Origin of the sequence: Serratia sp. NFX21 (assembly GCF_048517035.1) — a bacterium.
GTDB classification, from domain to species: domain Bacteria; phylum Pseudomonadota; class Gammaproteobacteria; order Enterobacterales; family Enterobacteriaceae; genus Serratia; species Serratia quinivorans.
Window position 1 is genome coordinate 157,786 of record NZ_CP183196.1, and the last position, 26,160, is coordinate 183,945.

Genomic DNA, 26,160 nt, shown 5'->3' on the forward strand with positions numbered 1-26,160 from the left:
ACGCTCATCTTGGCAACGTCGTAAATAGGCAATTATTTTGCTGCGGGATAGCCGTCGGTGTTAATCCAGGCGTGCTCTTTTTCCCAGGTGAACTTCCATAGCCGCACCGGCCCGGCCATCACGTTGAGATAGTAGCTGTCGTAACCGGCCAGCGTCGCCACCGGGTGGTAGCCACGCGGCACCTTGACCACGTCACGGTTATACACCGGCATGCACTCATCCAGTGAGCGATCGTCGGTATACACCCGCTGCATGCAAAAACCCTGCTCCGGCTGGATCCGGTGATAATAGGTCTCTTCCAGGTAGGTTTCATCCGGCGAGTCTTCCTGGTCATGCTTGTGGCTGGGGTACGAACTGGTATTACCCTCATCCGTATACACCTCCACCACCAGCAGGCTGTCAGCCGGTTCGCTGTCCGGCAGAATGTTGTGTACCAGACGCTGGTTACGCCCTTTGCCACGACGTTCGACGCCGACCTCCGCCGGGGTGATCAAGCGCGACGGCAGGTGCCCATGACCCGGGGCGCTGCAGACCGCCAATTCCAGGGCGCTTTCCGCCCGCACTTCAATCTTGTCGTGATGCGGCACGTATACCGCATAAGGCGGTGTGCGTTCAAACGGGCTCATGCGTTTGCCGATGCTCGGGTATTCCGCACGCAGAGTGGCGACGGAGGCGATGCCGGCGACCAACACCAGGCACAGCTCTTTGTCGCCACTTTCCAACCGCAGCGACTGGCCGGCCTCAAGGCGATAAACATCAAAGCCGACAAAGCGCCAGTCGGCGTTCTCTGGGGTGACATGCTGGATGCGCCCCTGGCCATCCGGCTGCTGACACTTGGCGAGTAGTGAAGACATATATTCCTCCGAATTAAATACCCGTCGTCTTTCAAGCTGCAGCGTTGTTACCTGCACTCGCTCACCCCAGTTACTTACTAAAGTAAGCGCCTGGGGATGAGCGAGCTGGGCGCCTAGCTGCAACTCGAAATCCATAGGGTATGGGCATTAATCAATTCAAACGTAGAACTTTAACCCAACGTCGGCATACTGTATTCAGACACCGTTTGCTGTCCGGTTGGCCAGCGGGCGGTGGCGGTTTTCATGCGGGTGTAGAAACGTACACCGTCGGTGCCATGCACGTTCAGCGCACCAAATACCGAGCGCTTCCAGCCGCCGAAGCTATGGAATGCCATAGGAACCGGCACCGGTACGTTAACCCCCACCATACCGGCCTGCACTTCCTGCACGAACTGACGCGCGTAGTGGCCGTTGCTGGTAAAGATGGCGCTGCCGTTGCCAAACTCGTGGCTGTTGACCGTGTCGATGGCGGTCTGGTAGTCCGGCACGCGGACAATACCCAACACAGGTCCGAAAATCTCTTCGCGATAGATACGCATGTTTGGTTTGACGTGGTCAAACAGGGTGCCGCCGACATAGTAGCCGTCCGGGTAGCCCGCCACCTGATAATTTCGGCCATCGGCCACCAGGGTTGCGCCTTCTTCGACGCCAAGATCGATATAACCCAATACTTTTTTCTGGTGCGCCGAGGAGACCAGCGGCCCCATTTCGTTCTCTTCGCCGCCCTGCTGAATGCCTGGGCCAACGCGCAGTTGAGCGATCAACGGTTTCAGTCTGGCGATCAGTTTATCGGCCGTGTCGTCACCGACCACCACCGCCACCGGCAGCGCCATACAGCGTTCGCCGGCAGAGCCGAAAGCCCCGCCCATCAGGGCATTTACCGTCGCGTCCAAATCGGCATCCGGCATGATAATCGCCTGATTTTTCGCCGCGCCGAAGGCCTGCACCCGCTTGCCGTGGGCACTGGCAGTAGTATAGATATGTTCCGCCACGGCGGACGAGCCGACAAAGCTCACCGCCTGGATATACGGGTCGGTGCACAACTGCGCGGCATCTTCGTTAGCGCAGTGCACCACGTTGAATACGCCATCCGGCAGGCCGGCTTCTTTCAGTAATTCCGCCATCCGCACAGAAGCCGAAGGCACCAGCGCCGGTGGCTTAAGCACGAAGGTGTTGCCGCAGGCCAACGCGATAGGGAACATCCACATCGGCACCATCGCCGGGAAGTTGAACGGGGTGATACCTGCGACCACGCCCAGCGGCTGCATCAGCGAGAAGCTGTCAACGCCGCTGCCGACGTCCGCCGAATACTCACCCTTGATCAAATGCGGAATGCCACAGGCAAACTCGACCACTTCAATGCCGCGGGTCAGTTCGCCCAGCGCATCGGAGTAAACCTTGCCGTGCTCACTGACAATCAGCGCTGCCAGCTCGTCGCGATGCTGTTCCAGCAGCGCCTTAAAATTGAACATGATGCGCGCCCGGCGCAGCGGCGTGGTGCGCGACCAGTCGGCAAAGGCCTGGTGAGCCACATCAATGGCCTGCTTCACCTCGGCGGCAGTGCTCTGCGTAACGCGACGTTCGACCTGCCCGGTAGCCGGGTTATGAACGTCGACGGTTTGATTGCTGCTGCTCAGGCACACCTGCCCGCCAATAAAGTTACCCACGGTTTTCATGTCTCACCCTCTTTTAAGTCCGCTGTCGCCTGACTGCCTGCGGCACTGCCGCAAGCGGTGGCGTTTTCATCACACCGCCTGCCGGAAACGGCCCACAAGCAGGCTAAATCCTGACCGGATGAAGCAAACTCTATTTCATTGAAAAAAAAGTTTCAAATAAATTATTTTAGAAAATTTGTTTTTAGTGCGGAAGGTCGCAATTTTGCCATGCCCTTGTGCAAAGCCATTACATGCCGGAAAAAACTCGCCGTACCACTTCTCCGTCGGGCGGCGGGAATTAGCCCTGACTTTTATACAGAAATAGGCGGCCCACCGGACAAAATAGCGAAACCTGCCGCAATAGGATCGCCCGGCAACCCTTGTTGGCTGTTTGCGGTTTTTTTTGAACTGGATCTAAAAATCAATATTTCATTATTCACTAATTATGAAATAAATGTTCTTGTTTAGAGAAGATTCATTCAAATATCACCGCCTTGATGACAGGCACGGTTCACACCCTTCCGCCTCCCTATTCCCTACAACCTACTGCGCGGGTGGAAGCCAGGAAAAAATCGGAGCAACACATGTCACATCAGCGTAAGCACAACACCGGGTACATACTGCGAATTTGCGGTATTGCAGCACTCGGCGGCATTCTGTTCGGTTATGACACCGCCGTGATCTCCGGCGCGATCGATGCCCTAAAAACCTATTTTGACCTCAGCCCGCTTGAAACCGGCTGGGCAGTCTCTAACGTGGTGATCGGCTGTGTGGTTGGTGCCTTTGGTGCCGGGCCATTGGCTGCGCGTTACGGCCGTAAAAAGGCCCTGATGCTGGCGGCGGTGCTGTTCACTATTTCAGCGGTCGGTGCAGCCCTGGCCATGACCTTCACCTGGTTTGTGATTTACCGCATTATTGGCGGTTTGGCCGTCGGTATTGCCGCCACCGTCTCACCGATGTATATGTCGGAAGTCTCACCTAAAGACATGCGTGGTCGAGCGCTCAGCATGCAGCAGTTCGCCATCGTGTTCGGCCAAATTGTGATTTTCTACGTTAACTTCAAAATCGCCAGCATCGCCAGCGAAGCCTGGCTGGTGGAGATGGGCTGGCGCTGGATGATAGGGTCGGAAGTGATCCCGTGCATGCTGTTCCTGATGCTGGTGTTTATCATTCCGGAATCGCCGCGCTGGAGCGTCATGGTCGGCCGTGACAGCCAGGCTTTGGCGATGTTGACCAAAGTCTCCAACGCTGCCCATGCGCAAAGCGTACTGCAGGAAATCAAAGACTCATTGCAGCAGGACCGGCAAAAACACCAGCAGAAGCTGAACTTCGGCGAAGTGCGGGTGCGCTTCATTCTTTTTGTCGGCTGTATGATCGCCATGCTGCAACAGGTCACCGGCGTCAACGTAATGATGTACTACGCGCCAATGGTGCTGAAAACCGTTACCGAAAATGCCCAGGAGGCACTGTTCCAAACCATTTGGATCGGCGTGCTGCAGTTGGTCGGCTCGGTGATTGGCGCCATGCTGATGGATCGCATGGGCCGCATTCCGCTGATGCGTTACGGCACACTTGGCGCCATTGCCGGGTTGCTTATCACCTCTTATGCGCTCTACACCCAGGCCACCGGCTACCTTGCCCTGTTCGGCATGCTGTTCTTTATGGTGTTTTACGCCCTGTCCTGGGGAGTGGGTGCCTGGGTTCTGGTGTCGGAAATTTTCCCAAATCGCATGCGAGCGCAGGGCATGAGCATCGCCGTCGGCTGCATGTGGCTGGCCAACTTTGTCGTTTCGCAGAGCTTCCCGATGATCAACGATAATCCTTATCTGTTCTCCAGCTTCCATGGCGCCTTCCCGATGTGGGTCTTTGCCGCCTGCTGCCTGTTTAGCTACTGGTTCATCGGACGCTATATACCGGAAACCAAAGGCGTCTCGCTGGAAAAAATGGAAGACGTGGTGATGGCCAAACGCTATCGCCAAACGCCACCCGAAACACAACGCACGCCGCTGTAAGTCGGCAATTCTCAGGCTGTATCAAACCATTCAGGAGTAATGCATCATGACCATTGCGCCAGACCGTTTTTGTATCAACCGCAAGATCGCCCCCAATCTCGATTTGGAGCCGTTTTTCAGCCTGGTAAAAAAGTGCGGGCTCAGCAAAGTTGAGCTGCGCAACGATATGCCGAGCGGCAAGGTGACAGATAACCTGAGCAACGATCAATTAAATGCTTTGGCGGCCAAATACGGTATCGAAATCGTCACCATTAACGCCCTCGGCAAGTTTAACCTGCCAGGCGATAGTGCCATATTGCTGCAAAACGCCGAGGCGCTGTTGGTGCAGGCTCAGGCGATCCATAGCCAGGCGCTGGTACTGTGTCCACACTGCAGCGCGGACGATCGGCGCAGTGAGGAGCAGAAAAAAACCGATACGCTGGCGGCGCTGAAGCTGCTGGCTCCCCTGTTCAAGCAATATGGCGTGCAGGGCTACGTCGAGCCGCTGGGGTTCGGTATCAGTTCACTGCGCTCATCGCTGCTGACGCAATCCCTGATTCGCGACTCCGGCGCGCCGTACAAGATCGTGCTGGATACCTTCCACCACTATTTAAGTGATGTGACGCAGCCTGAGTTTGATGAGCAGATTCAGATTGAGGGTATCGGTCTGGTACACCTTTCCGGGGTGGAAGATGCGCGAAGCAAAAGCGCGCTCAGCGACGAAGAACGCATTATGTTGAGTCAACAGGATCGGTTGGAGAGCAAAAAGCAGGTGCAGAATCTGGAGCGCCTGGGCTACACCGGCATTTACGCCTTCGAGCCGTTCTCTTCGCAGTTGGATAGCTGGACAGAGGCGGATATCGAACGTGAAATCCGCCAGAGCATCGCTCTGCTGCAAGGGTAATCGACAGTAAAACGGCCTCTTCGGAGGTAATGCCGATCAGTTAAGCAAAGTTCTGAATAAGAATGTACGACGTTGTTTAAGTGGGCGTCCCCCTCTCCCGAGGGAGAGGGCCGGGGTGAGGGGCTTTCGCGTTGGTATGTATCCCCTCACCCTGACCCTCTCCCAAAGGAGAGGGAACAATATCACCTTAACTTACAAGCATTACCTCTTCCGAGGCCGTTTTTATGGCGCTATTTCAGCGTGCTCACCACCAGTTGATGGCGGGCATTGTAGAACTTACGGTAGGCCAGATAGCAGGCGATAATGGTCGACAGGCTGGCGGTGGAAAGCAGCATAAAGGTCACCATAATCTGGTACTTAATGGCCTTCACCGGGTCAATACCGGCGAAGATCAGACCGGACATCATGCCCGGCAGGCTGACTAGGCCGACGGTTTTGGCCGAGTCTACCGTCGGGATCAACGAAGCGCGGATGCTGTCGCGGATCAACGCAGCCGAGGCAAACTTCGGTGATGCCCCCAGGCTGAGCATTTCCTGAATCTTCTGCTGATCGCTTTTGAAACGCTGCCCCAGATTGTTGTAGCACAGTCCCACCGCCACCATCGCATTACCGGCCACCATGCCGGAAATCGGGATCACCTGCATCGGGGTAAATTCTATCGAGCCGGTCAGCACCAACACCACCAGCGTCAGTACCGCACCAGTGGTAATGGCGATAAATGATGTCATGAACGCATGACCGATATATTTACTGCGCTTTTGCGCGTTGTAAGCGGCGTTAAAGCAGATAAACAGCACCATCAGCACGGTCAGAATAGCGTTGTTCACATCAAAAATGTACTTCAGCACATAGCCGACGATAATCAGCTGCACCACCGCGCGGCAAATGCTCCAGATAATGTCTTTTTCCAACGCCAATTTTTCTTTATGGCTGATGAAAATGGCGATCATCACCAATACCATCGACAGCACCAGGGACTCATTGCTGATATTATGCTGGTTCATCGTTTGTCTCCTGTGCGCGAGCACCGTGCGCACTCAGGGTAATCACATCATCCGCATGTTTGATTTCATCTTTATCATGCGTGACCCACAGCACTGCCACGCCATGCTGCTCTACCAGTTGATGAATAATTTCGTTTACATTGCGCTTATTATCTTCATCCAACGCACTGGTAATCTCATCCAATAACAGCACTCTGGGCATAAATTGCAGATTACGGATCAAGGAAATGCGCTGTTTCTCCCCACCGGATAATTCATTCACGCTTTTCTTCAGCATATTTTCCGGCAGCCCAAAGCGCACCAGATCGGCCTGCATTTTTTTCTCGTCCGGTTTTTGCTTACGGATCTGGTAAGGCAACGCAATATTGTCATACACGCTGTCGCCAAACAGCGAGGGGGTTTGAAAACAGTAAGACACCTGCTGGCGATATTCTTCCGGAGGTATTTCGGTGATGGCCTTACCGGCAAAAATAACTTTTCCACGGGTCGGGTCGATCAGCGAGGAAACGATTTTAAGCAGCGTACTTTTCCCGCAGCCGGACGGCCCGGTAATCAGTTTAAATTCACCCTGATTCAGGCCGAAAGAGACAGAATCCAGAATAACCTGCTCACCTATTTGATAATGAATATCATCCAACAACAGTATTTCTTTGCTTTCCTTCATTATAAAACCGCATCCCTCATAAAAATATTGGCGCTCAGGCCACCAGTATAGAGCTTAAAAAAATGCACTGACAATGGTTGGTCATTAGCCGTAACAAAGGAGTCGGGCTGAGGGGCATTTCGCTCCGTCAGCCCTATAAATCTCTGCTGTGAAAGGTAGTCAAAACACAAAACGGGAAAGGAATTACGCTTTTTTGGCTGATGTACAAATATACCAGCGCAACGAATTATTGATGCTGCGATGGGTACAACTCACTTTGCCCTCTTTTTCCAACGCCAATAGCAAGGTACGCGTAGTGTAAATATTCTCACCGCATTTATCCGCCAACTCCCTGGTTTTGGGCCAGTGTTCCGGCGCGGGTGGATGCTGTCCATCGGCTCCGGCCGCACGTTCCATACACAGTTTTCGTAACACGTTTAGCATATGTGACTTCCTGATTTCATATGTTATCGGCACCTTGGCCATCGCGTTCTCCTTGAGTTACTTTTGCCTGCTCCTGTCCTGCGGCAGCGCATCGGCCACGCGCAGGGTATAAATCATGGTGGCCCCAGGTGGTATGGCGGGTGGGCTTCCCTTATCGCCATAGGCCAGCGCCGCCGGCACCACCAGAGTCATCGAACCGTGTTTGTTCAGTTTGCCGATGGCCGCGCGGAAGAGAGCCGGGTACTGTGCCAGGGGTTGTGAGATCACCGTGCCGGCCAACTCCATATCCTTGATCACTTGCCCGTCGGGCAGGCTTTCACGCACCACAATATCGACATTGTCGCCTGCGGCTATCTGCCCACTGCCGGCGTAATCCACACGGTAATAGAAGCCGAGTTCATCCTTTTGTACCCCCGGCTGTTTGGCAAAATCGGCAAGATAGGCTTTGCCATCCTGCCGTATGTCCTGTTGCCGTTGCTGCCGGGCCTGCTGCAATGCAGCGTCTGCAGCCTGCAGCGCACTGTCGATAGCGGCGTTGTCCAGCCGCGGCTTGCCCGCCAACGTATCGCCAATACCCGCCAGCAGGCGTGACCGATCGGCCTCAATCCCCAGCCGTTGGTTCTCTTCCTGCAGCCGCAGAATGTCGCGTCCGAGCGAAACCCCGGCGGCGTAAGCCTGTTTATCTGCCACACTGACCAGCTCCGGTGGCTGAAGCTGGCGGTTGAGCTGCTGCAATTGCCGCTCTTGCTCCGCGACCAACCGCTGCTGCCGTGCCAGTGCTGCCGCCATGGCAAGCAGATCCGGCGGTGTGGCAATGGCCCGGCGAACGCCTTTCAACGCCGCCACCAGCGGCCGGATATCCACAGGTGCAGCCTTGGGTAGCGGTACCGGCATCGTTGGTTGAGCCTGAGTTGCCAACTGCTGTTCCAACAGGCGGATAGTGTCGGCCTGCCGCTGTAACGCCTGATTCAACGCCGCTAGCCGAGCGTTATCCCCACGCGGAACGGGCGCAGGTTTTGGCTTGCTGGCCGCAGGCGGGGGCGTCGGCGGCACTTTTTCCACCACCGGCACGGCCTGCTGTTGCTCGGCAAATTTCAGCAATGCAGGGATGCCGTCATCCCCGCCAGACGCATTACCTGCCGCTAACGCGCTGCCTCCTGCAATCAACAGCAGTAAAGCCGCGGCTCCTTCCGCGTACTTTTTCATGGCTACAGGCTCTCCACCCGGCTGGACAGACTGGACATCAGCTCATGTTCAACGTCGGCGCAGAACTTCTCGGTCTTGTATTTATAAAGTGCGTCTATAGCCTTACGGGTACTTTCATCGACATTACTGCGAATGCCGGCATATCCGGAGGCGTTGGATAACAGTCCGTTAAAATAAGCTATCCTTTTCTGGTAGCTTTGCGGATTAATATCCTTGAGCGAATTGACCCGTTGCTGACAAAGCGCAATGCGTTGCTCATCAGTGTTTTCCTTAGGATTATTCTGTGAAACTTTTTTCACGGCAACGTTACCCGTGCTATTTTTTCCAACACAGCCGGACAACAGTAAACATGTCATTATCAACGCGGCCATAACGGTAGCAGAACGGCGAGTTGAATCATCAGTTATTGTAATCATTCCGTTTATCATCCCTTAATTATCACTTAGGTCATTATTGTGTCGCGAAGCCCTGCCAGATCTCACTTCTTCTGATTAATCCTAACGAGTTAAATAACAAAATCGCACGGCAACAGGCGGATATTGGTAATAATCCGACAGCCAATCACATTGTTATAAATTTGTTAATTTCACGAGGAGAGTTAGCCGCGCCACAATGAATAAAGTCCGCATACAAGCCAGTATTTATGGCTAACACACCTTTCAAAACAACGAGTTAACTTTTAACTTATGATTAACAGCCAGAATTCATCATCTGCTGTCTGAGGGCGATATTATCAAAACAATATTGCTAATTGTAGTGTGAAGACTAATTCTGGCGATCTAATATCTCGCATATTGCTATTTATATAGTCATTTATTCTGGATAATAGTTGTATACGATCTATTGATTTTCAATCATATATATTTCTTTTTCCTTTTGGGTTTATATTCTGTATTTGACTCAACTTAATAAAAGCTATTTCCAATCAAGCCTATTATTTGCAAGAATAATCCCAGCAAAACGCTACGGCGATATACCTATTTTAATTCTATGGATTTCGCCTATTCGACTTACAAAACCTTTCGTTATTCACTCATGAATAACGGACGGTGGCGTATTGCCCAGAGCAAAAGGATCTGGCTCCAACTACCGCGTCGGTGACATGAAGTTGCTGCCGCTGTGGGGGATTTAGATGTGCTGTTCTTTTTATTTAAATACTCTCTACAGGAACTTGAGAAATGAAACTGAATAAATTAATGCTGGCAACCGTGATTGCTTTCGCTTCTGCATCTGTTGCTCACGCCGCATCTAACCAGGGTAGCGGTAAAGTCACTTTTACCGGTGAAATTATTGATGCGCCATGCAGCGTAGCACCGGAATCTGTTGACCAAACTGTGCCAATGGGCCAAATCAGCAGCCGTCTGTTGGCCAAAGAAGGTAAATCCAGCTCTGAGCCATTCAGCATTGAACTGAAAGACTGTTCCATCGCCACGATGAAGAACGTCCAGGTGACCTTCACCGGGACTCCGGATCCAGATAACAGCAAACTGCTGGCTCTGAGCGGCACCGCAACCGGCGCTGGCATCATGATCTATGACAACCTGCACTCCAAAGACGTTGAGCTGGGCACCGCGACCGATGGTCAGGGCCTGACCGAAGGCAATAACTCCCTGAAATTCGCCGCCTATCTGCAAGGCAGCAGCGCTTCTGGCGCCGTGGTTCCAGGCGAATTCACCAGCGTTGCAAACTTCACTCTGGCCTACCTGTAATCCCTCGCTGGGGATATCACTGCGGTATCCCCGCTTTACCTGCACGGATATTGGGTAACGGCACCAACGGCAACAGGGAGAGCCAGCATGACCAAGCGGATTTGGGGCGTAGTGCTTATCGCGCTCAGCGTTTGCAGCGCCGAAGCGACGGCAAAAAATCAGGGCCACGGCACGCTCAACCTGGGCGGCGAGATCGTCGAAACCCCCTGTGGGATTGCCAGCGAAAGCCTGGACCAGACCGTTGATTTCGGGCTGATATCCATGACTGATGCCGCGTTGGATACGCAGCCGGTGCTGATTGGCAGTCGCCGCAACTTTGAAATCAAGCTGGTGAATTGCGAATTGGCCAGCCAGGTAAAACCCGACTTTATCTACCGCGCAGCCACCGTCACCTTCGACGGCACGGCTGACAGCCGGGATCCCGAGTTATTGGCCGTTTACGGCGAAGCGCAAGGCGTGGCCATTGAGCTGCTGACCGCTGCCGGTATCCCGATCCCGCTGGGTAGCACCACGGCGGATTATCAGATTGTCGCCGGCGACAATACGCTGCGCTTTAGCGCTCAGCTACGAATTCACCCTGACAGGGCCCGAGCCGGCGGATTCAGCTCTCTGGCGAAATTCACCCTGTCTTATCTGTAACGCCTCGTTAGGCGGGTGCCTGCATAGGGCACTGAATGACATCACGTATTACGTATTCAGGTCGTACAGGATGACCTGCTATTGGGCGCGGATTTGCCATGAGTGATTATTCTATGACGTCATTACTGACACGGAAAAAAATACCCCTCACCGTCATTCTATCTTTCCTCTGGGTGCATTCGGCTTTTTCCGCCACGGAATTTAATACCGACGTATTAGATATTGGCGATCGCAGCAAAGTGGATTTATCGCGTTTTTCCGACGCCGATTACGTCATGCCCGGCGCCTATCTGCTGGATATCAAGATCAACCAGAAAACCCTGCCGCAGCGCAGCATCCAGTATTACCCGTCGCCGGACCAAAAGGATCGTTCCCGTGTCTGTCTGCCGCCGGATCTGATAGAGAAAATGGCGCTGAAAGAAGAAGTCGTCAAAAAAATCACCCTGTGGCACGACAACAGCTGCGCCGATATCAGCGGCATCAAAGGGGCGACCATTTCCGACCGCATCGGCGGGGGCGTGCTGGCGATCACTATTCCACAGGCCTGGATGAAATATTCCGATCCGGACTGGACGCCACCGGAACAGTGGGATGACGGCATCCCTGGTTTGTTGCTGGACTACAGCATCAGCGGCCAGGTCGGTAAGCAAAGCCACAATAACAACACCGCAGAAAACCTCAGCAGCTACGGGACGGTCGGCGCCAACCTGGGAGCCTGGCGTCTGCGCGCCGATTATCAGGCCACCTACAATCAGCAGGCCGGTCAGCGCGACAGCAATTTCGACTGGAACCAGATTTACGCCTATCGCGCGCTGCCAATGCAGGCTGCCAAGCTGACGCTCGGCGAAATCTTCCTCGATTCGGGCGTGTTCGACTCCTACCGCTTCACCGGCCTTAACCTGGCCAGCGACGAGCGTATGCTGCCGCCAAACCTGCAGGGGTATGCACCGGAAGTGCGCGGCATTGCCAAAAGCAACGCCAAGATCACCGTGTCGCAAGAAGGCCGCACGCTGTACGAAACCACCGTGCCCGCCGGGCCGTTCGCCATTCAGGATCTCAACAGTTCGGTACGCGGTCGGCTGGATGTGAAGGTAGAAGAGCAGGACGGCAGCGTATCGACCTTCCAGGTAGACACCGCCACCATTCCTTACCTGACGCGCCCCGGCTATGTCCGCTACAACGTCGCCGTGGGCAAGCCCTCGGCTTACGATCACCGTACGCAAGGGCCGCTATTCTCCGCCAGTGATTTCTCCTGGGGATTAACCAGCGCCTGGTCGCTGTACGGCGGCGCGTTGCTTGGCGGCGATTACAACGCCTGGGCACTCGGCCTGGGTCGTGACCTGAACGTGTTTGGCGCCATGTCGGTGGACGTGACGCAGTCTATCGCTCGTTTGCCCAATGAGCCGACCGCCAGCGGCCTGTCGTTCAAGGTCAACTATGCCAAGCGGTTTGATGAGATGAACAGCCAGATCACCTTTGCCGGCTACCGCTTCTCACAGCGCAAATTCATGAACATGTCGCAATATCTGCAGGAACGCTACAACGATTACGACGAGCGCTACGACGGGCGGCAAAAAGAGCTGTACACCATTACCGCCAGCAAAACCTTTATGGCGGAAGACAGCGCCAAGGCGATCACCGCTTACCTGACCTATTCGCACCAAACCTATTGGGATGCCAGGGCGCAGGATCGTTACGGGTTGTCTGCCAGTAAACTGTTCAACGTCGGCAATGTCAGCAACATCACCGCCTCGTTGTCGGCCTATCGCACCACTTATCACGGCCGCACCGACGACAGCGTGATGGTGAATTTCAGCGTGCCGATTGGCGATCGCCGTCGGGTCGGTTACTCGTTGCAAACCAGCAACAGCGACGTGACGCAGATGGCGTCCTACAACGACTACACCGATCCGAACAACACCTGGCAGGTCAGCGGTGGCTTTAACCAGTCAGGCAAATCACTGGCCCGTGGTTACTACAGCCATAACGCTTCGTTTGGTTCGCTCAACGCCAGCGCCTCTTATCAACAGGACAGTTATTCGTCGATCGGCGGTACCTTCCGCAGTGGCATTACCGCCACCCGACACGGCATAGCCGCACACCAGAACTCCAGCAACGGCGGCAGCCGGATGATGCTCGATACCGACGGCATTGCCGGGGTGCCAATCAACAACGGCCGCGCCTACAGCAACCGTTTCGGCCTGGCGGTGATCTCCGACATCACCAGCTACTACAACACCGACACCCGCATCGACGTCAATACGTTGGCGGACGACGTGGAGGCCACCCGCGCCGTAGTACAGGGCACGCTGACCGAAGGGGCCATCGGCTACCGCCACTTTGAGGTGGTGAAAGGCAGCAAGCTGCTGGCCACCATCAAACTGGCCGACGGCAGTGAACCGCCGTTTGGTGCCACGGTGCTGAGCGAAAAAGGCCGCGAAGTGGCCGTAGTGAACGACGGTGGCTCGGTCTACCTGACCGGCGTACAGCCGCAAGAGCAACTCGACGTCGCCTGGGAAGGCCAGCGTCAGTGCCGCATTGTCATACCGGGCGCCGCCAAGCCGCTGGATCAGCTCTTGCTGCCGTGCGCCAAACTGTAATCCGTAACGCAGAGAATTGAAGATGATGAACCACTTTCCGTTAGCAAAAATGGCCTCGCTGGGCCTGGCATTGGCCGCCGCAGCCCCCGTCGCCAACGCGGCGATATCGCTGGATCGCACCCGCGCCGTTTACCTCAGCGACGCGAAATCGATCAGCCTGAATATCGTCAATGAAAACAAGGAACTGCCCTTCCTGGCGCAGTCCTGGCTGGAAAACGAGCAGCACCAGAAAGTCACCTCACCGCTGGTGGTGTTGCCGCCATTGCAACGGGTTGAGGCCAGCGAACGCAGCGTGGTGCGTATCACCAAGACGCCGGAGGCCGATCGCCTGCCACAGGATCGCGAATCGGTGTTCTATTTCAACCTGCGAGAGATCCCGCCGAAAAGCAGCAAAACCAATGTGATGCAGTTGGCGTTGCAAACCCAGATAAAACTGTTTTATCGCCCGAAGGCCATCGTCGCGCCTAAAGGCGAAGTATGGCAGGAGAAGCTGGTGTTTCACAAAAGCGCCGGCGGTTTTACCGTTGAGAACCCAACGCCGTTTTATATCACCCTGACCGGTATGACCCGTCAGACGCAGAAACAGGGCGGCGGTGCACTAGGTGGCTTCCAGCCGGTGATGCTGAAGCCGAAATCCAGCGAGCCCCTCAAGCTGAGCGACACTGGCCTCAGCGGCTTTGTCGTCAGCTATATCAATGACTACGGCGGCCATCCGGAGCTGCGCTTCGCCTGCAACGGCAGCGTCTGCAACGCCGTGCCCGATAGCAAAAAATAAGGAGATAGCGCATGGCTGAATTCACCGGCGGCCGCCTGCGGCCCCTGCTGCTCGGCGCGTTGCTGTTCACCGGCAGCGCAACGGCGGCGACGCCACTGGGCGTGATCCAAGGCACCACCGGCACCGTCAGCTTTCATGGCGGCCTGCTCAGTTCCCCCTGCAGCCTGACGCCGGACAGCCAGGATCAGGCGATTGATCTGGGTGATGTTAACGCGCGTGACTTCCAGAATGCCGGCGACCAAAGCACGCCGGTGCGCTTTCGCCTCTCTTTCCGCAACTGCCTGCTGGGTGCCAAAGCGCTGGCGGATAACCCGGCAGGGCAGCGCAACGGCGATGCCGCGCAGCTTTATTTACAGGGTGAGCAGGCTGCCACGCTGGTGTTTCTCGGCGACAGCGATGTCAACAACCCGGAGCTGCTGAAACTTAACGGCGGCGTACAGGGCATCGGCCTGCGGTTGAAGGATCAACAAGGCCGTGCGCTGGCGCTCAACCAACAGAGTCGGCCTTACATTCTGCAGCCCGGCAGCAATACGCTGTGGTTCAGTGCCAGCGTGGAATCCACCCAGCGGGCGGTAATGGCGGCCGGTTTTTCCGGCGTGGCACATATTCAGGTGATTTACCTGTGAGGTTCACAAACACGATGAAAAAAACCTACCTGAGCCACTGCTTGCCACTGGCGTTGCTGCTGTCAGCCCCTGCCGTCTGGGCCAACGGTTATGTAACGCCGGATGGTGGCCCGAAGCAGTTTTATATCGACCTGAATGAAAGCAACATTACCAATACCGTCGGCTTTACCAAGCAGTTTCTCTATGATCTCGGCGGTACCTATACCGGCAAAGTCTATTGCGATACGCCAATTCCTACCAGCCCGCACTTTTATAAATCGGATTCGGCGTTACCGCCTTCCGAATACGGTAACGGTTATTTAAAACTTAATGATTTCCTGGATTTAAAAGCCGAGGTTTGGATCGCCGGTAATAAAAACGCCTATATCACGGTGCCGTTTTATAACGAGTCCAACCTGTTAAGCCAACATTCCTGTCGGCCACCCTATTTGCAGGTCAATAACTACGGCAGCGGATCTAAAGGCAAGATCACCTTCCGGGTGCGCAAAAAAATCATCAACGGCGTACAGATTAATGACCGCCAAATCATCGAGATGTATGGCCGCTTAGGGTCGACCGACGGCGGTTTCGGCCCCAACCCTATGGCGCAGGTATTTATTCAGTCCGCCATCCTCTACGTACCGGATAAATGCGTGGTGAACGAAGGGCAGTTGATCAACGTTGAGTTCGGTGAAATCAGCGGCAGCAACCTGGACGGCAAAAATTATCCACAAAGCATCCCGGTGCGCTTCCAGTGTGAAGGCGGCAGTTTCGAGGACGGCACGCTGAATATCAAACTGGCGGTCTCCGGCACCCCGGCGCCCTTCACCAATAACGCGTTTAAGACCGATAAAACCGATCTCGGCATCGAGATCAAACATAACGGCCAGTTGGTTATCCCGAATGAGTTTTACCCGGTGCCGAATATCGGTAACGGCGGCAGTTGGAACCTGGTTGCCGCCCCCTTGGCCAACGGTAGCAAGGAAATCGCAGAAGGGGAATTTAACGCCTCGGCCACCATTGTGGCGGCCTTCGAGTAATTCAGGGAGAAACAGACGATGCGTTTACGCGCTTTAGCGATGCTCAGTTGCACGCCCTTTTGGTTTACAACATTGCCGACTCTGGCGGATACCGAGTTGGTCGGGTCTCCGCTGCAGTTCCACGGCACCGTGGTGAGCCGGCCGTGCAATATTGAGCCGCAATCGGCCGATCAGGTGGTGGAAATGGACACGGTGATCGTCAAAACCCTGTACCGCTATGGGCATAGCAACCCGGTACCGTTCAACATCAAGCTGACCGACTGTAAAACGTCGGTATTCAAATCCGTCAACGTTACCTTCAGCGGTACCGAAGACAGTGAACTGCCGGGCAAACTGGCGATCAATAACGGCACCAACGGCGCCGCTATCGCCCTGTTTGACAGCAAGGGGGCCGATATTGATTTGAACCAGGCCACCAGCGCGGTGGCATTGCAGGATGGCGCCAACATTCTGAACTTTACCGCCTATGTGCAGGGCCACCCCAGCGCGATACAGAATAAAACCATTACCGAGGGTGAGTTCAGCTCGGTGGCCAATTTCGTGCTGGCCTATCAATAAGCCCGGCATCTGCAGGAAGAAGTGATGATATCCAAATCCAAAACAGCCTGGTTATTCGGGCTGGCGGCGTTTTATTGCCTGATTGCCATGCATATTTACTGGCCCAATCGCGGTGGCAGCGGTTTTTATCTGCCGTGGAATCTGGTTGGTGGGATATTTATCGCCCTGACGATCCTCGGCACCCTGCTGTTTTGCCGACCGCCGCTGGCGGTCTCCGGCTTTTTTAACCGGCTGGCGCTGGGGGGCCTGATTTTATTTTTGCCGCTGCTGTGGGCGCAACAACCCTGGCTAAGCGAAGCCCTACCGCGCCTGATGAGTCTGGCACTGGGCATCATGGCCTACTTCGCACTGCTGCAGATCCCGCTCAGCCGCCAAGGGCGGCGCAGGCTGCTGACTCTGTTATTGGCGGCAACGGTGATCGAAGCCCTGTTCGGCCTGGTGCAATACAGCCTGCTGCAGCCGGGTAACTGGATCGGCTATAACAGCCTGAAAAACCGCCCTTACGGCATCTTCCAGCAGTGGAACCTGATGGCCAGCTTTATGGCGACCGGTCTGGCGCTGGCGCTGTATTTGCTCAGCAGTCGTCGCCCCTTGTCGCGTAGCCTGCAATGGTTGAGCGCCACCATGTTGGTACTGGCACCGCTGTTGCTGGTGGTTATTGCTTCGCGCGTCGGGCTACTGGCTGCCCTGCTGCTGTCACCACTGCAACTGTGGATGCTATATCGCCTTAATCGCCGCCGCGCCACCTTCTCTCTGTTGCTACTGCTAGCCGGGGTAGCCGCCGGGGTACTGTTGGTGCTGCTCAACGGTGCGACACGGGCGGTCACAGTGACAGAACCGATTTTCTACCGGTTGGCTTACTGGCAAGAAGCACTGCGCATGATCGCCGAACGCCCGTGGTTTGGCTGGGGTTACGGCCATTTTCAGCACGATTTCCTGCATCATTTCTACACCACCCATAGCAGTGGAATGGAAAGCGTCGCCATCAGCCACCCACACAACGAAATTTTGCTGTGGGGCATCGAAGGTGGCCTGCTCGGCCTGAGCGGCATTGTCATGGTCGGTTGGGGATTATGGTGTTTGCTGCGACGCACTCGAGTACTGCCACTGCGCCCTGCCCCCTGGATGGCTGCGCTGCCAATCTTGTTGCATATGATGGTGGAGTACCCACTTTATCTTTCCGCCGCCCACGCCGTGCTGCTGCTGGCAATCTTGCGCGCGGGTGACGTACGCCGCCGCTGGCGGTTACCTCGCAGGTCGCAACAGACACTGCGTCTGCTTATCGGTGCCGCTGCCTTACTGATCCTGCCCTATCTGTTCAACGGCCTGCACAGCGCACTGATCGTTACCGCTGTGGAGAAGAGCGGCCTGCGGCAGTTTGGCCCCATGAGCCGGGTGATAACGCCGACGCCCTGGCAGGTACGTTATGACTACGACGTCCAGTTGCAGCGGCTGCTGCAATATCCGCAAACCCGCGATACCGCCACGCTGTTGAGCTACCGGCAGTGGGCAGAAAACGAAATCCGCGTGCGGCCGGACGCCAATATCTACATCAATCTGGTAGCGGTCAGCCGCTTACTGCAACAGCCCCAGCGGGCCGCCGAACTGCAACATCAGGCTCGTCGACTGTTCCCGCACGATATGCGTTTTGAGGAGTAATCATGCTTAATATTCGGTTCACCCTACTGGGCAGCGATAACTTTTATCAATTCGGCTTACGGCTGCTGCTGGAAGAGTATCTGCATGATCTGAACACCAGCAGCCGTAGATATCAGGTCGATCTGCAAAATCTGGAGCCGATAGAAATCGTGTTTCGTACTCTGGAAGATGCTTGCGGCTGCGCACGTTGCTATCAAAGCCCGCACCAGACGCCGCGCCACCGGCAAATGACCGTGTTGATCCTCGACGATCGCGACACCCGTTATTCGCACGCCCATCCGGCGTTGTTCAGTATTAACCGCCGTGACGCCACCGCGACTGTCCGCAACAAGTTGCAGATGGCGCTGGAACAGTTTTGCCAGCAGCCCTGGGTGGCACTGCACGCCAGCGGCATCTGGAAATGCCGGCAGTGCCGCATCGCCGCCCTGAGCAGTTGCGAAAAGAAGGTGCTGAAACTGATGAGCACCGGCATGTCCGCCTGCACCATAGCCGGTATGTTGCACCGCAGCCAGAAGACCATCAGCGCCCATAAACGCTCGGCGATGCGCAAACTGAACGTGCATAAAAGCACCGAGCTGAACAAAATGCTGTTAAATCAGATGGGATTAAACTGACAGCGGTTTCTTTTGCAGGAAGATCTCCGCCAGCATGCAGCGTGCGCCACCACCGCCAAGATCTTCAATAATGTCGATCGATCCTAGCGCCAGCCGGGCATAATCGCCGATCAGCGCCTGCTGCTGCGGGGTGAAACTGGCCCAGGCGCGGGTCGACATGGCATAGACCGGGCTGCCGTCCCCGGCTCGCAGTTCCAATACGTTGCAGGCGAAAGCTTCCATCTGAGCGAAACTGACGTCAATAATGGTTTTTCCGCTGCGTTCCAGCGTGGCGATCAACCTGCTTTTTTGCACCTCGTTGCGGATGCTTTCAAGGCAAATAATGGCGTATTGCACTCCGACGCTCATCATCACATTGGTGTGATAGATCGGCTGATTATTAGCATCTACGGCGTCAAACCAGACAATCTGATAACCCGAATGGCGCTCAAATTCGCCACCGACCTCCGGCGAGCTGCGGGACGACTGGCAGCAGTAAGCCAGCTGGTGTTGACGATCCAGGATCAGCGAGCCGGTACCTTCCAGAAAGCGCCCGGCCAGTTCGTGGGCTGAAAGATCGACACATCGTTCAACCACAAAGTCATTAGCGAGCTGCGCGATAATGTCCTGTCGGCGTTCCCGTCGTCGGTTGACGGCTTCCATCGGAAAGGTGAACAGGGTGCCGTCCCCCAACAGGGCAATCCAGTTATTGGGAAATAACGCGTCCGGCGTTTCCTGCCCGTCAATCTCATCAATCACCCTGACGTCGACACCGGCCTGCCGTAATGCATCAACGTAGCCGTTAAAGGCAATGACGGCCCCAGCCTTGTGATCCTCATTCTTCTCGGTGATTTTCTGGAAAAAATTGCTGTGCCGGGTTTCCGGATTAGCGGTAAAGCCAGACGGCCTGATCATAAAAACGGACTGGGTGGTTTGCATGTTATTTTTCACCGGGTTCAGGATTAGCCAGGGGCTGGCGCGACACCATTATGGATAATCAATTTGAAACCAGTCAGTGTGAAAAATGATTAAATTGCTCTATATTTTGACAAATAGCCACAAATCAGTGACACATTGACAACATGAATGATACCGATCGCCAGATCCTCGCGCTGCTGCGCGAAAACGCCCGTGCCTCCATCACCGAGATCGCCAGCAAGGTGCGGGTTTCACGCGCTACTGTACAAAAAAGAATTGAGGCGCTGGAAGCACAGGGGATCATTACCGGCTATACCATCCGCATCAAACCGGGCGTGGAGCATAACCGCATCCGCGCCTGGATGTGTGTGGCGGTAGAAGGCACCAAGGCGCCCAGCGTGTTGCAGCAACTGCGTGGCGAACCTTCGGTCTTCACCCTGCACACCACCAACGGCAAGTGGGATATTCTGGTGGAGATCCGCACCGACAGCCTGGAGAGCTTCGATAAAATTTTGGGCCGCATCCGGCGTATTGCCGGCATTGCCGGCACCGAGACCAGCATCCTGCTGTCGACGCACAAGGCTTAGGAGTTTATGGCTCGCGACGGCGGAACATGGCCTCCAGCATCTCCACAATCAGCGCCGCGTAGCGACCGTCGGGATCCAAATCAGGCGACAGAAAATATCGCGGTCTCAATTAACATGGTTACCTGCGGTGATGCCACCGTCGATAAACAGGGTTTGCCCGGTCACGAAGCGGCTGCCTTCACCGGCCAACATATCTACCCAGGCAATAATGTCTGATATTTTGCCCAGTTTGCGTAGTGGATGCAGGTTAGCCAGCGCGCGGAACGCCTCTTTATCCATCAGGTCGTCGTACAACGGGGTTTCAATGACGCCCGGTGCGACAGTGTTAACCCGGATATTGTCTTTGGCAAACTCGATGGCCAGATGACGGGTCAGGGTATGCATGCCGCCTTTGGCCACCTGCGAAGCGGAACTCGGTGTCGCTTCCAGCGGGTGCTCTACCCACATTGAACCGATATTGATAATGGAACCACCGCCCTGCTTGATCATGGTGGGGATCACCGCCTGTGACGCAAAGAACGGCCCCTTGACGCCACTGGCGTAATAGCGATCCAAATTCTCTTCGGTTTCATCAAGGAATGGCTTGGGCACAAAGATACCGGCGTTATTGATCAGCACGTCCATGCTGCCGAATTTATCCAGCGCGGCCTGGGCCATACGATCACTGGTGGCTTTCAGGCCAATATCCCCGGCAACCAACGCAATGCGATCTTTATCGGCAAGGTGTTCGGCAAGAAATTTGTCTAACTTCGACGCGGTCAGGCCATTAATAACAATATTGGCGCCTTTAGCCAAAAAGTGTTCGGCCATCGCTTTTCCCAAACCGGAGGAAGCGCCAGTGATCAATATCGTTTTTTCTGCAAACATAGTATTTCCTTACTCAAGAAACCGGGCTTATTAAGCGATTTATCGCGGAATATCATCTCTGAAATATAAATAATGAAATGGGCCGCTGACTTTATGCGGCCCCGGTTAAATTCAAATTACGCGAATAACTCTGTTATACGCGCTGCGGTGCAACCTGCGGTTGACAGAAAGGAGGTGACATTGGGTAAGCCGAAGGCGCGCCATGCAAATGACGTGACAGCGGTAACCACATCGTCAGGATCGGCGTAGTGCGTTCAAATACTTTCTGCACGTTCAGTTCTAACGGCAGCAGCGGCTCTGCTGACGGAATTAACGCCAGACGATCGATAGAACGTGTCACAACCTCCAGCGGCTGGTCCCCCTCTACCTTGTCGGCAACGGACAAAATGGCTATTTGCTTTTCATCCGGCTGGTACATTAACCACACCGCCGCCAGCCCATGCTTTTCGGCTTGCTTACGCACGGTTGGCCAGATGCGAGTCAGCAGCAGCTCCGGGTTGTCGCCATTAAATGTCCAGCGCTCAAAGCGATTCACATGGTGAGTGGTCGCTAATGGCGTAAAGTCGTGGGCGCCGATCACTTTCCAGATATGACGATCCACCTGGCCAAAAATATCGCGATCCCAGAATTTAACGCCCGGTTCGAACTCCAGCTCTTCGCTGGTAAAACGCGCGTAGTCACAAACATTTTCCCAGGTATCAAACAGATATCGCCCGCCGTTGGTCTGAACGCCCGTGGCAGCATGGTAACCCAGCGGTGAATACTTACGGTTCATGCCAGGACGAATATCCATGCTGCGACGTTCTATTTCCATCTGATCAACCAGCACCTGGTTTGGAATATCACCCACTAATTCAAAATCGGAAGTCATTGCCGCTTTGGCGAGGATCTCGCCCGTTTCATAACCCAAAATAGTCATCAGTTCTCTCCGTTAAATATCCCGTGCTTCCTAAGAGAAAGCCACTGTACTTCCCGACGGTGGGATGATAAATAAGGTGGAGAACACATGGCTTATTACATGGAGTAATAGATTGCAGAGAAAATTTGACGATCTCCAATTAGGCACGCTGGAGCTATTTTGCCTGGTTGCAGAGGTGGGCAGTTTTTCGGCCGCCGCCGTCTCTTCGGGTATTACCCCCGCAGCGGTCAGCCGTTCCATCGCCCGGCTGGAGGATCGGTTAGGGGTTCGGCTGTTTGTCCGTTCCACTCGTCATATTCATCTGACTGATGCAGGTAAGAGCTATGCCGAGCAATGTCGGGAGGCGATCGCCCTCATTGATAATGCCGAGCGTCAAATACAAGGCCAGCAGTTAGAGCCAGCCGGGCTGCTGCGCGTCAGCATTCCCACCCCCTACGCCCACTACCGCCTGTTGCCGGTCCTGGCCGCCTTTAGCCAACGCTATCCTAAAATTCAATTGGCGCTGAATCTCAATAACGCTAACGTTGACCTCACTGATGGGGGATACGACCTGGCCATTCGCGGTTACCACCCTGCAGACTCAAACTTGATTGCCCGCAAGCTGGAGGATGCCGAATTGGTGGTGGTTGCCGCACCGGATTACCTGGCGCGAGCGGGTACCCCCGTTCACCCGGAAGATCTGGCCCAGCATAACTGCATTCAGTTTGAGCTACCCAGCACCGGCAAAAGCGCCCCGTGGACGCTTAGGCACCATAACAAATCGATAGATGTCACCACGCGCGGCAACGTGAGCTGCAACGGGGATTTTTTGGGGGGGTTAACGCTGGCAAAACATGGCATGGGCGTCTTTCAAACTTATCGCTTTACCGTAGCGGACTTACTGGCGAGCGGTGAACTGGTGGAGGTCCTGACAGAATATGGCGGCACCACGCGGCCCTTTATTATGGTCTATCCGCATCAGCGGCATAAGTCACTGGCGCTGCGCAGCCTGATGGACTTTTTAGTCGCCACGCTGCAGCCGGCTGCGCCACAATAACCTTCGGCCGTGAAGCCGGCTCCCATGGCCGTTGAGGGGAGCCGGCACGCGGCCGAGAATAAAGCCTGACGTTAAAGAGTGAGCAATATTGAAACGATCCTCAGAGCGTTGTTCATACTCCATAGCCGGCAAGATAGCCTTCGTGCATGGCAGCCAGGCCGTTGCGCACCTGTTTGGCATCACCAATCACCTGGGTTAACAGCCCCGCCTCGCGCAGTGGAGTTTCCAGCAGGTTGATAGAGCGGGAGCCTGCCGCGACCACCAGGGTATCGACCTCATCGAGAGTGATCTGTTTACCGTTTTTCTCGATAATCACATGATCCTCACCAATACCCACCACTTTTGCTGACTTTATAACGTTCATACGGTAATGACGAATCGCCTCTTTGAGGCCGATTTTCGTTTCTCGCTCCAGGCCCGGTAGAATTTCATTTCTCATTTCCACCAGGGTAATAGAACTGCCGCAAAAGGCCATATACTCAGCCGTTTCTACACCTACAGATCCACCGCCGATAACCACAACGTTTTCCCCGAATGGCGCATCCTGCGTTAATATTTTATTGGCCTGCACGACAATTTTACTCTCAATCCCTTTAATCGGCGGTAAAATAGGCTGGCTGCCGGTAGCAATAATTACCTTATCCGGGCAAGACGCCACAATTTCCTCCACCGTAGGGGAAGAATTAACGCATAGATGAATATTCAGCCGTTTCATTTCACTGATTTGCCATTTAACCAGAGAAACCAATTCCCCTTTAGATAAAGGCAAGCTGGCTATTAACCAGGTGCCCCCCAGCCGATCTGATTTTTCGTGCAAGGTGACATTATGGCCTTTGCGTGCGGCGGCAATAGCTGCTTCACAACCGGCAATGCCTCCGCCAATAATGGTGACGTTCTTTTTCTCTACGGCGGGATTCAGATCCAGCAGATATTCGCGATTGATCTCCGGATTAACCATACAACGGCAAACCTCCCCGCGCATGTTGTTACCGATACATCCCTGATTACAGCCGATACAGTGCCGAATTTCATCCCAGCGCCCTGCCAACACTTTTTTCGGCAGATCAGGATCCGCAAGTGAGGCCCGCGCCATACCAATAAAATCACTTTTCCCGGCCAATAGGGTTGTTTCAGCGAGATCCGCATCATTAATTCTCCCGGTCGTGATCACCGGGATACTGACGATTTTCTTGATTTCCTCAGCAATATCCACAAAAGGCGCATTCCCCACCTGGAAGGGTTCAACGATATTATTGGAGACGGTGACAATGCCTTGAGAGCAATTAATGGCATCGATGCCGAGCTCTTCCATCCTTTTGACGATGACCCGGGTCTCTGCCAGCGATAGTCCCCCAGGCACGAACTCCTTGGTGGATAGTCTTACCAATACGGGGAAATCGGCGCCCACTTTGCTTCTGACGTCCTTAACGATCTCCTCCAGAAACCGCATGCGATCTCTCAAACTGCCGCCATACTCGTCAGTTCTATGGTTAGTATATTTCGATAAAAAATTTGAAATAAGGAAACCATGCGCCGCATAAATTTCCACCGCGTCAAAATTGGCCTTTTTAAGATTTTTGGCCGTATCGCCATACTGCGAGACGATTTTCTTGATTTCTGGCAGGGTTATTTCTCGCGGTCTGAACTCGCCGTAGACGTCTTTCAGCGCCGAGGAACTGACGGCATTTTCTCTTGGGTGATCGCGATAAATCTCCCTGCCGGCATGGGATATCTGTGCGGCAATTTTCGCCCCGGCACCGTGTACTCGCCGAGTCAATTCACTATGATTTTTTATCAGATCATCATTCCAAATCCCTAACGCCCGGGGGAAAAAACCGACATGAGGCGCTATGGCGTAATATTCCGTAATGATCATTGCCCATCCCCCCTGGGCCTTGCGCTCCAAATATGCCATCAACTGCTCAGTCGCATAGCCTTCATCAGTCGCCGTCAAGGTAGAAATAGACGTCACAATCATCCTATTCTCTAACCTGAGCTTTCCAATACGCCCAGGTGTAAATAGTTTCTTGAACATAAGATATCTTCTTAATTTAATTATTCTTGCCGACATTTAACCATAATGGGTTATTTTTATTTTTGATTATCTGTGCCTGTTCTTAAATGTGTTATTTTGGCTTTTATTGGTTTTGTTTTGTTAATGAACTGATGGAGATGGGTATTATTGAAAGGAATGACGAATATAATCTGTTATGACTCTTGTGAAATCATAGACAGGCGCCCATAAACAGGGAGAAATAGTTCCAAGAATAAATATAACCAGCATGAAATTATTTTAAACGCGCGCTAGTTGTCACCATAGCGCGCTTTATGAAGAGATCAGGCTGTCTTCACCGTGACCATATCGAATACGGTCAAAGCATAGAACGGATCCCAATACTCGCAAAAATGTGAAATTTTGCCGTGCGTTATTTCCACAAATGCGTGTATATCCTGATGATAAGGCTTGTTCCCCGGCACCGTAGTGGCATCCCCGGTATACTCGAAGAGATAGGTTTTTGTACCGCTCAAGGTGTAGCGACCCCAATCGCTCAGGGGGTTTATTTTGTAATCGCGCAAGGATAGCCCTAAGCTTTTGGCATAGGTTAAAATAGCGGCTCTCCCAGTCAATTTTTTAGGGAAACCTAACGCTTCTCCCGGGGCATAAGGAAACTCAACCACAGCATCCTCGGAAAACAGATCGATGATTTTTTCCGGATTATTAGCAAAATTGTCCAACATTTTTTTCATCAGCTCAGCAGCATGATTTAAATCTTGATGGTGCATGATTCGCTCTCTCTATGATTGAAAAGAAGAGTTATCTAAAAGTTTCCAGGTATGACTTCACGCTGCACACCGAGAAATTTCAGATACGTTCCCTGTAGTTCACAGCAGCAAAGCTATATTTTAAAAAAAACGTTGTAAACGCCCTCGTGGTAAAATAAGAAATTACATCA

Annotated in this window: 25 protein-coding genes; 13 read left to right on the forward strand and 12 right to left on the reverse strand. The window is 54.0% G+C overall.

The features are described 5' to 3' along the window. Positions 1-32: 32 nt before the first annotated feature. Entirely contained in the window at positions 33-854 is an 822-nt protein-coding gene (gene iolB, locus ACNT1W_RS00810) for a 5-deoxy-glucuronate isomerase (protein ID WP_419246288.1), read from the reverse strand. A 170-nt stretch (positions 855-1,024) separates the two neighbouring features. After that, on the reverse strand, positions 1,025-2,530 hold the full coding sequence (locus ACNT1W_RS00815; RefSeq protein WP_012147338.1) for a CoA-acylating methylmalonate-semialdehyde dehydrogenase: 1,506 nt from the start codon (positions 2,528-2,530) through the stop codon (positions 1,025-1,027). A 563-nt stretch (positions 2,531-3,093) separates the two neighbouring features. Between ACNT1W_RS00815 and ACNT1W_RS00820 the strand changes: the two genes are divergently transcribed. Together ACNT1W_RS00820 and ACNT1W_RS00825 are read left to right on the forward strand one after the other, a co-directional pair. Beyond that, positions 3,094-4,521 carry a sugar porter family MFS transporter gene (locus tag ACNT1W_RS00820; RefSeq protein WP_419246289.1) on the forward strand — a complete coding sequence of 476 codons (1,428 nt, stop codon included), beginning with the start codon at positions 3,094-3,096 and terminating at the stop codon, positions 4,519-4,521. A 46-nt stretch (positions 4,522-4,567) separates the two neighbouring features. Then, entirely contained in the window at positions 4,568-5,404 is an 837-nt protein-coding gene (locus tag ACNT1W_RS00825) for a TIM barrel protein (protein WP_419246290.1), read from the forward strand. 230 nt (positions 5,405-5,634) lie between these two features. Here ACNT1W_RS00825 and fetB read toward each other — a convergent pair whose 3' ends face one another. The 5 genes from fetB to ACNT1W_RS00850 all read right to left on the reverse strand — a co-directional run bounded on the left by fetB (position 5,635) and on the right by ACNT1W_RS00850 (position 9,117). Continuing rightward, positions 5,635-6,408, reverse strand: a complete 774-nt coding sequence (fetB, locus tag ACNT1W_RS00830) for an iron efflux ABC transporter permease subunit FetB (RefSeq protein WP_012147341.1) — start codon at positions 6,406-6,408, stop codon at positions 5,635-5,637. Further along, positions 6,395-7,072 carry an iron efflux ABC transporter ATP-binding subunit FetA gene (gene fetA, locus ACNT1W_RS00835; RefSeq protein ID WP_012147342.1) on the reverse strand — a complete coding sequence of 226 codons (678 nt, stop codon included), beginning with the start codon at positions 7,070-7,072 and terminating at the stop codon, positions 6,395-6,397. The genes fetB and fetA overlap by 14 nt, the downstream gene beginning before the upstream one ends. 183 nt (positions 7,073-7,255) lie before the next feature. Continuing rightward, on the reverse strand, positions 7,256-7,537 hold the full coding sequence (locus tag ACNT1W_RS00840) for a FaeA/PapI family transcriptional regulator (RefSeq protein WP_041418798.1): 282 nt from the start codon (positions 7,535-7,537) through the stop codon (positions 7,256-7,258). 15 nt (positions 7,538-7,552) lie between these two features. Next, entirely contained in the window at positions 7,553-8,701 is a 1,149-nt protein-coding gene (locus ACNT1W_RS00845; RefSeq protein WP_261435556.1) for an FKBP-type peptidyl-prolyl cis-trans isomerase N-terminal domain-containing protein, read from the reverse strand. Between the two features lie 2 nt (positions 8,702-8,703). Continuing rightward, positions 8,704-9,117: a hypothetical protein gene (locus ACNT1W_RS00850; protein ID WP_012147345.1), complete on the reverse strand. Its 414-nt coding sequence runs from the start codon at positions 9,115-9,117 to the stop codon at positions 8,704-8,706. 762 nt (positions 9,118-9,879) lie between these two features. On the opposite strand from ACNT1W_RS00850, the gene ACNT1W_RS00855 reads away from it, so the two are divergent. From ACNT1W_RS00855 to ACNT1W_RS00895, 9 genes are all read left to right on the forward strand, one after another. Continuing rightward, positions 9,880-10,410 carry a fimbrial protein gene (locus ACNT1W_RS00855; protein WP_006317526.1) on the forward strand — a complete coding sequence of 177 codons (531 nt, stop codon included), beginning with the start codon at positions 9,880-9,882 and terminating at the stop codon, positions 10,408-10,410. Positions 10,411-10,497: 87 nt separating this feature from the next. Further along, positions 10,498-11,049, forward strand: coding sequence for a fimbrial protein (locus tag ACNT1W_RS00860; protein ID WP_012147346.1), 552 nt, complete (start codon positions 10,498-10,500; stop codon positions 11,047-11,049). A 98-nt stretch (positions 11,050-11,147) separates the two neighbouring features. Then, positions 11,148-13,649, forward strand: coding sequence for a fimbria/pilus outer membrane usher protein (locus ACNT1W_RS00865; RefSeq protein ID WP_017894333.1), 2,502 nt, complete (start codon positions 11,148-11,150; stop codon positions 13,647-13,649). Positions 13,650-13,698: 49 nt separating this feature from the next. Then, a complete protein-coding gene (locus tag ACNT1W_RS00870; RefSeq protein ID WP_165366733.1) occupies positions 13,699-14,424 on the forward strand; it encodes a molecular chaperone in 726 nt (241 codons plus the stop codon). 11 nt (positions 14,425-14,435) lie between these two features. Beyond that, complete coding sequence (locus ACNT1W_RS00875; RefSeq protein ID WP_017894335.1) at positions 14,436-15,050, forward strand: fimbrial protein; 615 nt, start codon at positions 14,436-14,438, stop codon at positions 15,048-15,050. Positions 15,051-15,064: 14 nt separating this feature from the next. Continuing rightward, positions 15,065-16,069 (forward strand): fimbrial protein, encoded by a 1,005-nt coding sequence (locus tag ACNT1W_RS00880; RefSeq protein WP_419246291.1) that lies wholly within the window; start codon positions 15,065-15,067, stop codon positions 16,067-16,069. 18 nt (positions 16,070-16,087) lie between these two features. Beyond that, on the forward strand, positions 16,088-16,627 hold the full coding sequence (locus tag ACNT1W_RS00885) for a fimbrial protein (RefSeq protein WP_012147351.1): 540 nt from the start codon (positions 16,088-16,090) through the stop codon (positions 16,625-16,627). A 24-nt stretch (positions 16,628-16,651) separates the two neighbouring features. Continuing rightward, entirely contained in the window at positions 16,652-18,286 is a 1,635-nt protein-coding gene (locus ACNT1W_RS00890; RefSeq protein ID WP_419246292.1) for a Wzy polymerase domain-containing protein, read from the forward strand. A 2-nt stretch (positions 18,287-18,288) separates the two neighbouring features. Continuing rightward, positions 18,289-18,900, forward strand: a complete 612-nt coding sequence (locus ACNT1W_RS00895) for a response regulator transcription factor (RefSeq protein WP_115183583.1) — start codon at positions 18,289-18,291, stop codon at positions 18,898-18,900. Here ACNT1W_RS00895 and ctlX read toward each other — a convergent pair. Next, positions 18,892-19,818, reverse strand: coding sequence for a citrulline utilization hydrolase CtlX (ctlX, locus tag ACNT1W_RS00900; protein ID WP_419246293.1), 927 nt, complete (start codon positions 19,816-19,818; stop codon positions 18,892-18,894). The genes ACNT1W_RS00895 and ctlX overlap by 9 nt on opposite strands. 143 nt (positions 19,819-19,961) lie before the next feature. Between ctlX and ACNT1W_RS00905 the strand changes: the two genes are divergently transcribed. Then, positions 19,962-20,384: an Lrp/AsnC family transcriptional regulator gene (locus ACNT1W_RS00905; protein ID WP_017894339.1), complete on the forward strand. Its 423-nt coding sequence runs from the start codon at positions 19,962-19,964 to the stop codon at positions 20,382-20,384. A gap of 105 nt (positions 20,385-20,489) precedes the next feature. Here ACNT1W_RS00905 and ACNT1W_RS00910 read toward each other — a convergent pair whose 3' ends face one another. Further along, positions 20,490-21,251: an SDR family NAD(P)-dependent oxidoreductase gene (locus ACNT1W_RS00910; RefSeq protein ID WP_261099948.1), complete on the reverse strand. Its 762-nt coding sequence runs from the start codon at positions 21,249-21,251 to the stop codon at positions 20,490-20,492. 133 nt (positions 21,252-21,384) lie between these two features. After that, on the reverse strand, positions 21,385-22,170 hold the full coding sequence (locus ACNT1W_RS00915) for a hypothetical protein (protein ID WP_012147357.1): 786 nt from the start codon (positions 22,168-22,170) through the stop codon (positions 21,385-21,387). A gap of 112 nt (positions 22,171-22,282) precedes the next feature. Between ACNT1W_RS00915 and ACNT1W_RS00920 the strand changes: the two genes are divergently transcribed. Beyond that, complete coding sequence (locus ACNT1W_RS00920) at positions 22,283-23,206, forward strand: LysR family transcriptional regulator (RefSeq protein WP_419246294.1); 924 nt, start codon at positions 22,283-22,285, stop codon at positions 23,204-23,206. A 112-nt stretch (positions 23,207-23,318) separates the two neighbouring features. Here the strand turns inward: ACNT1W_RS00920 and ACNT1W_RS00925 are convergent, their stop codons facing one another. Together ACNT1W_RS00925 and ACNT1W_RS00930 are read right to left on the reverse strand one after the other, a co-directional pair. Further along, the gene (locus ACNT1W_RS00925; protein WP_261099944.1) at positions 23,319-25,241 is read right to left on the reverse strand and encodes an NAD(P)/FAD-dependent oxidoreductase; all 1,923 of its coding nucleotides are present in this window, start codon (positions 25,239-25,241) and stop codon (positions 23,319-23,321) included. A gap of 302 nt (positions 25,242-25,543) precedes the next feature. After that, on the reverse strand, positions 25,544-25,990 hold the full coding sequence (locus ACNT1W_RS00930) for a nuclear transport factor 2 family protein (RefSeq protein WP_112364434.1): 447 nt from the start codon (positions 25,988-25,990) through the stop codon (positions 25,544-25,546). Between the last annotated feature and the right edge of the window lie 170 nt (positions 25,991-26,160).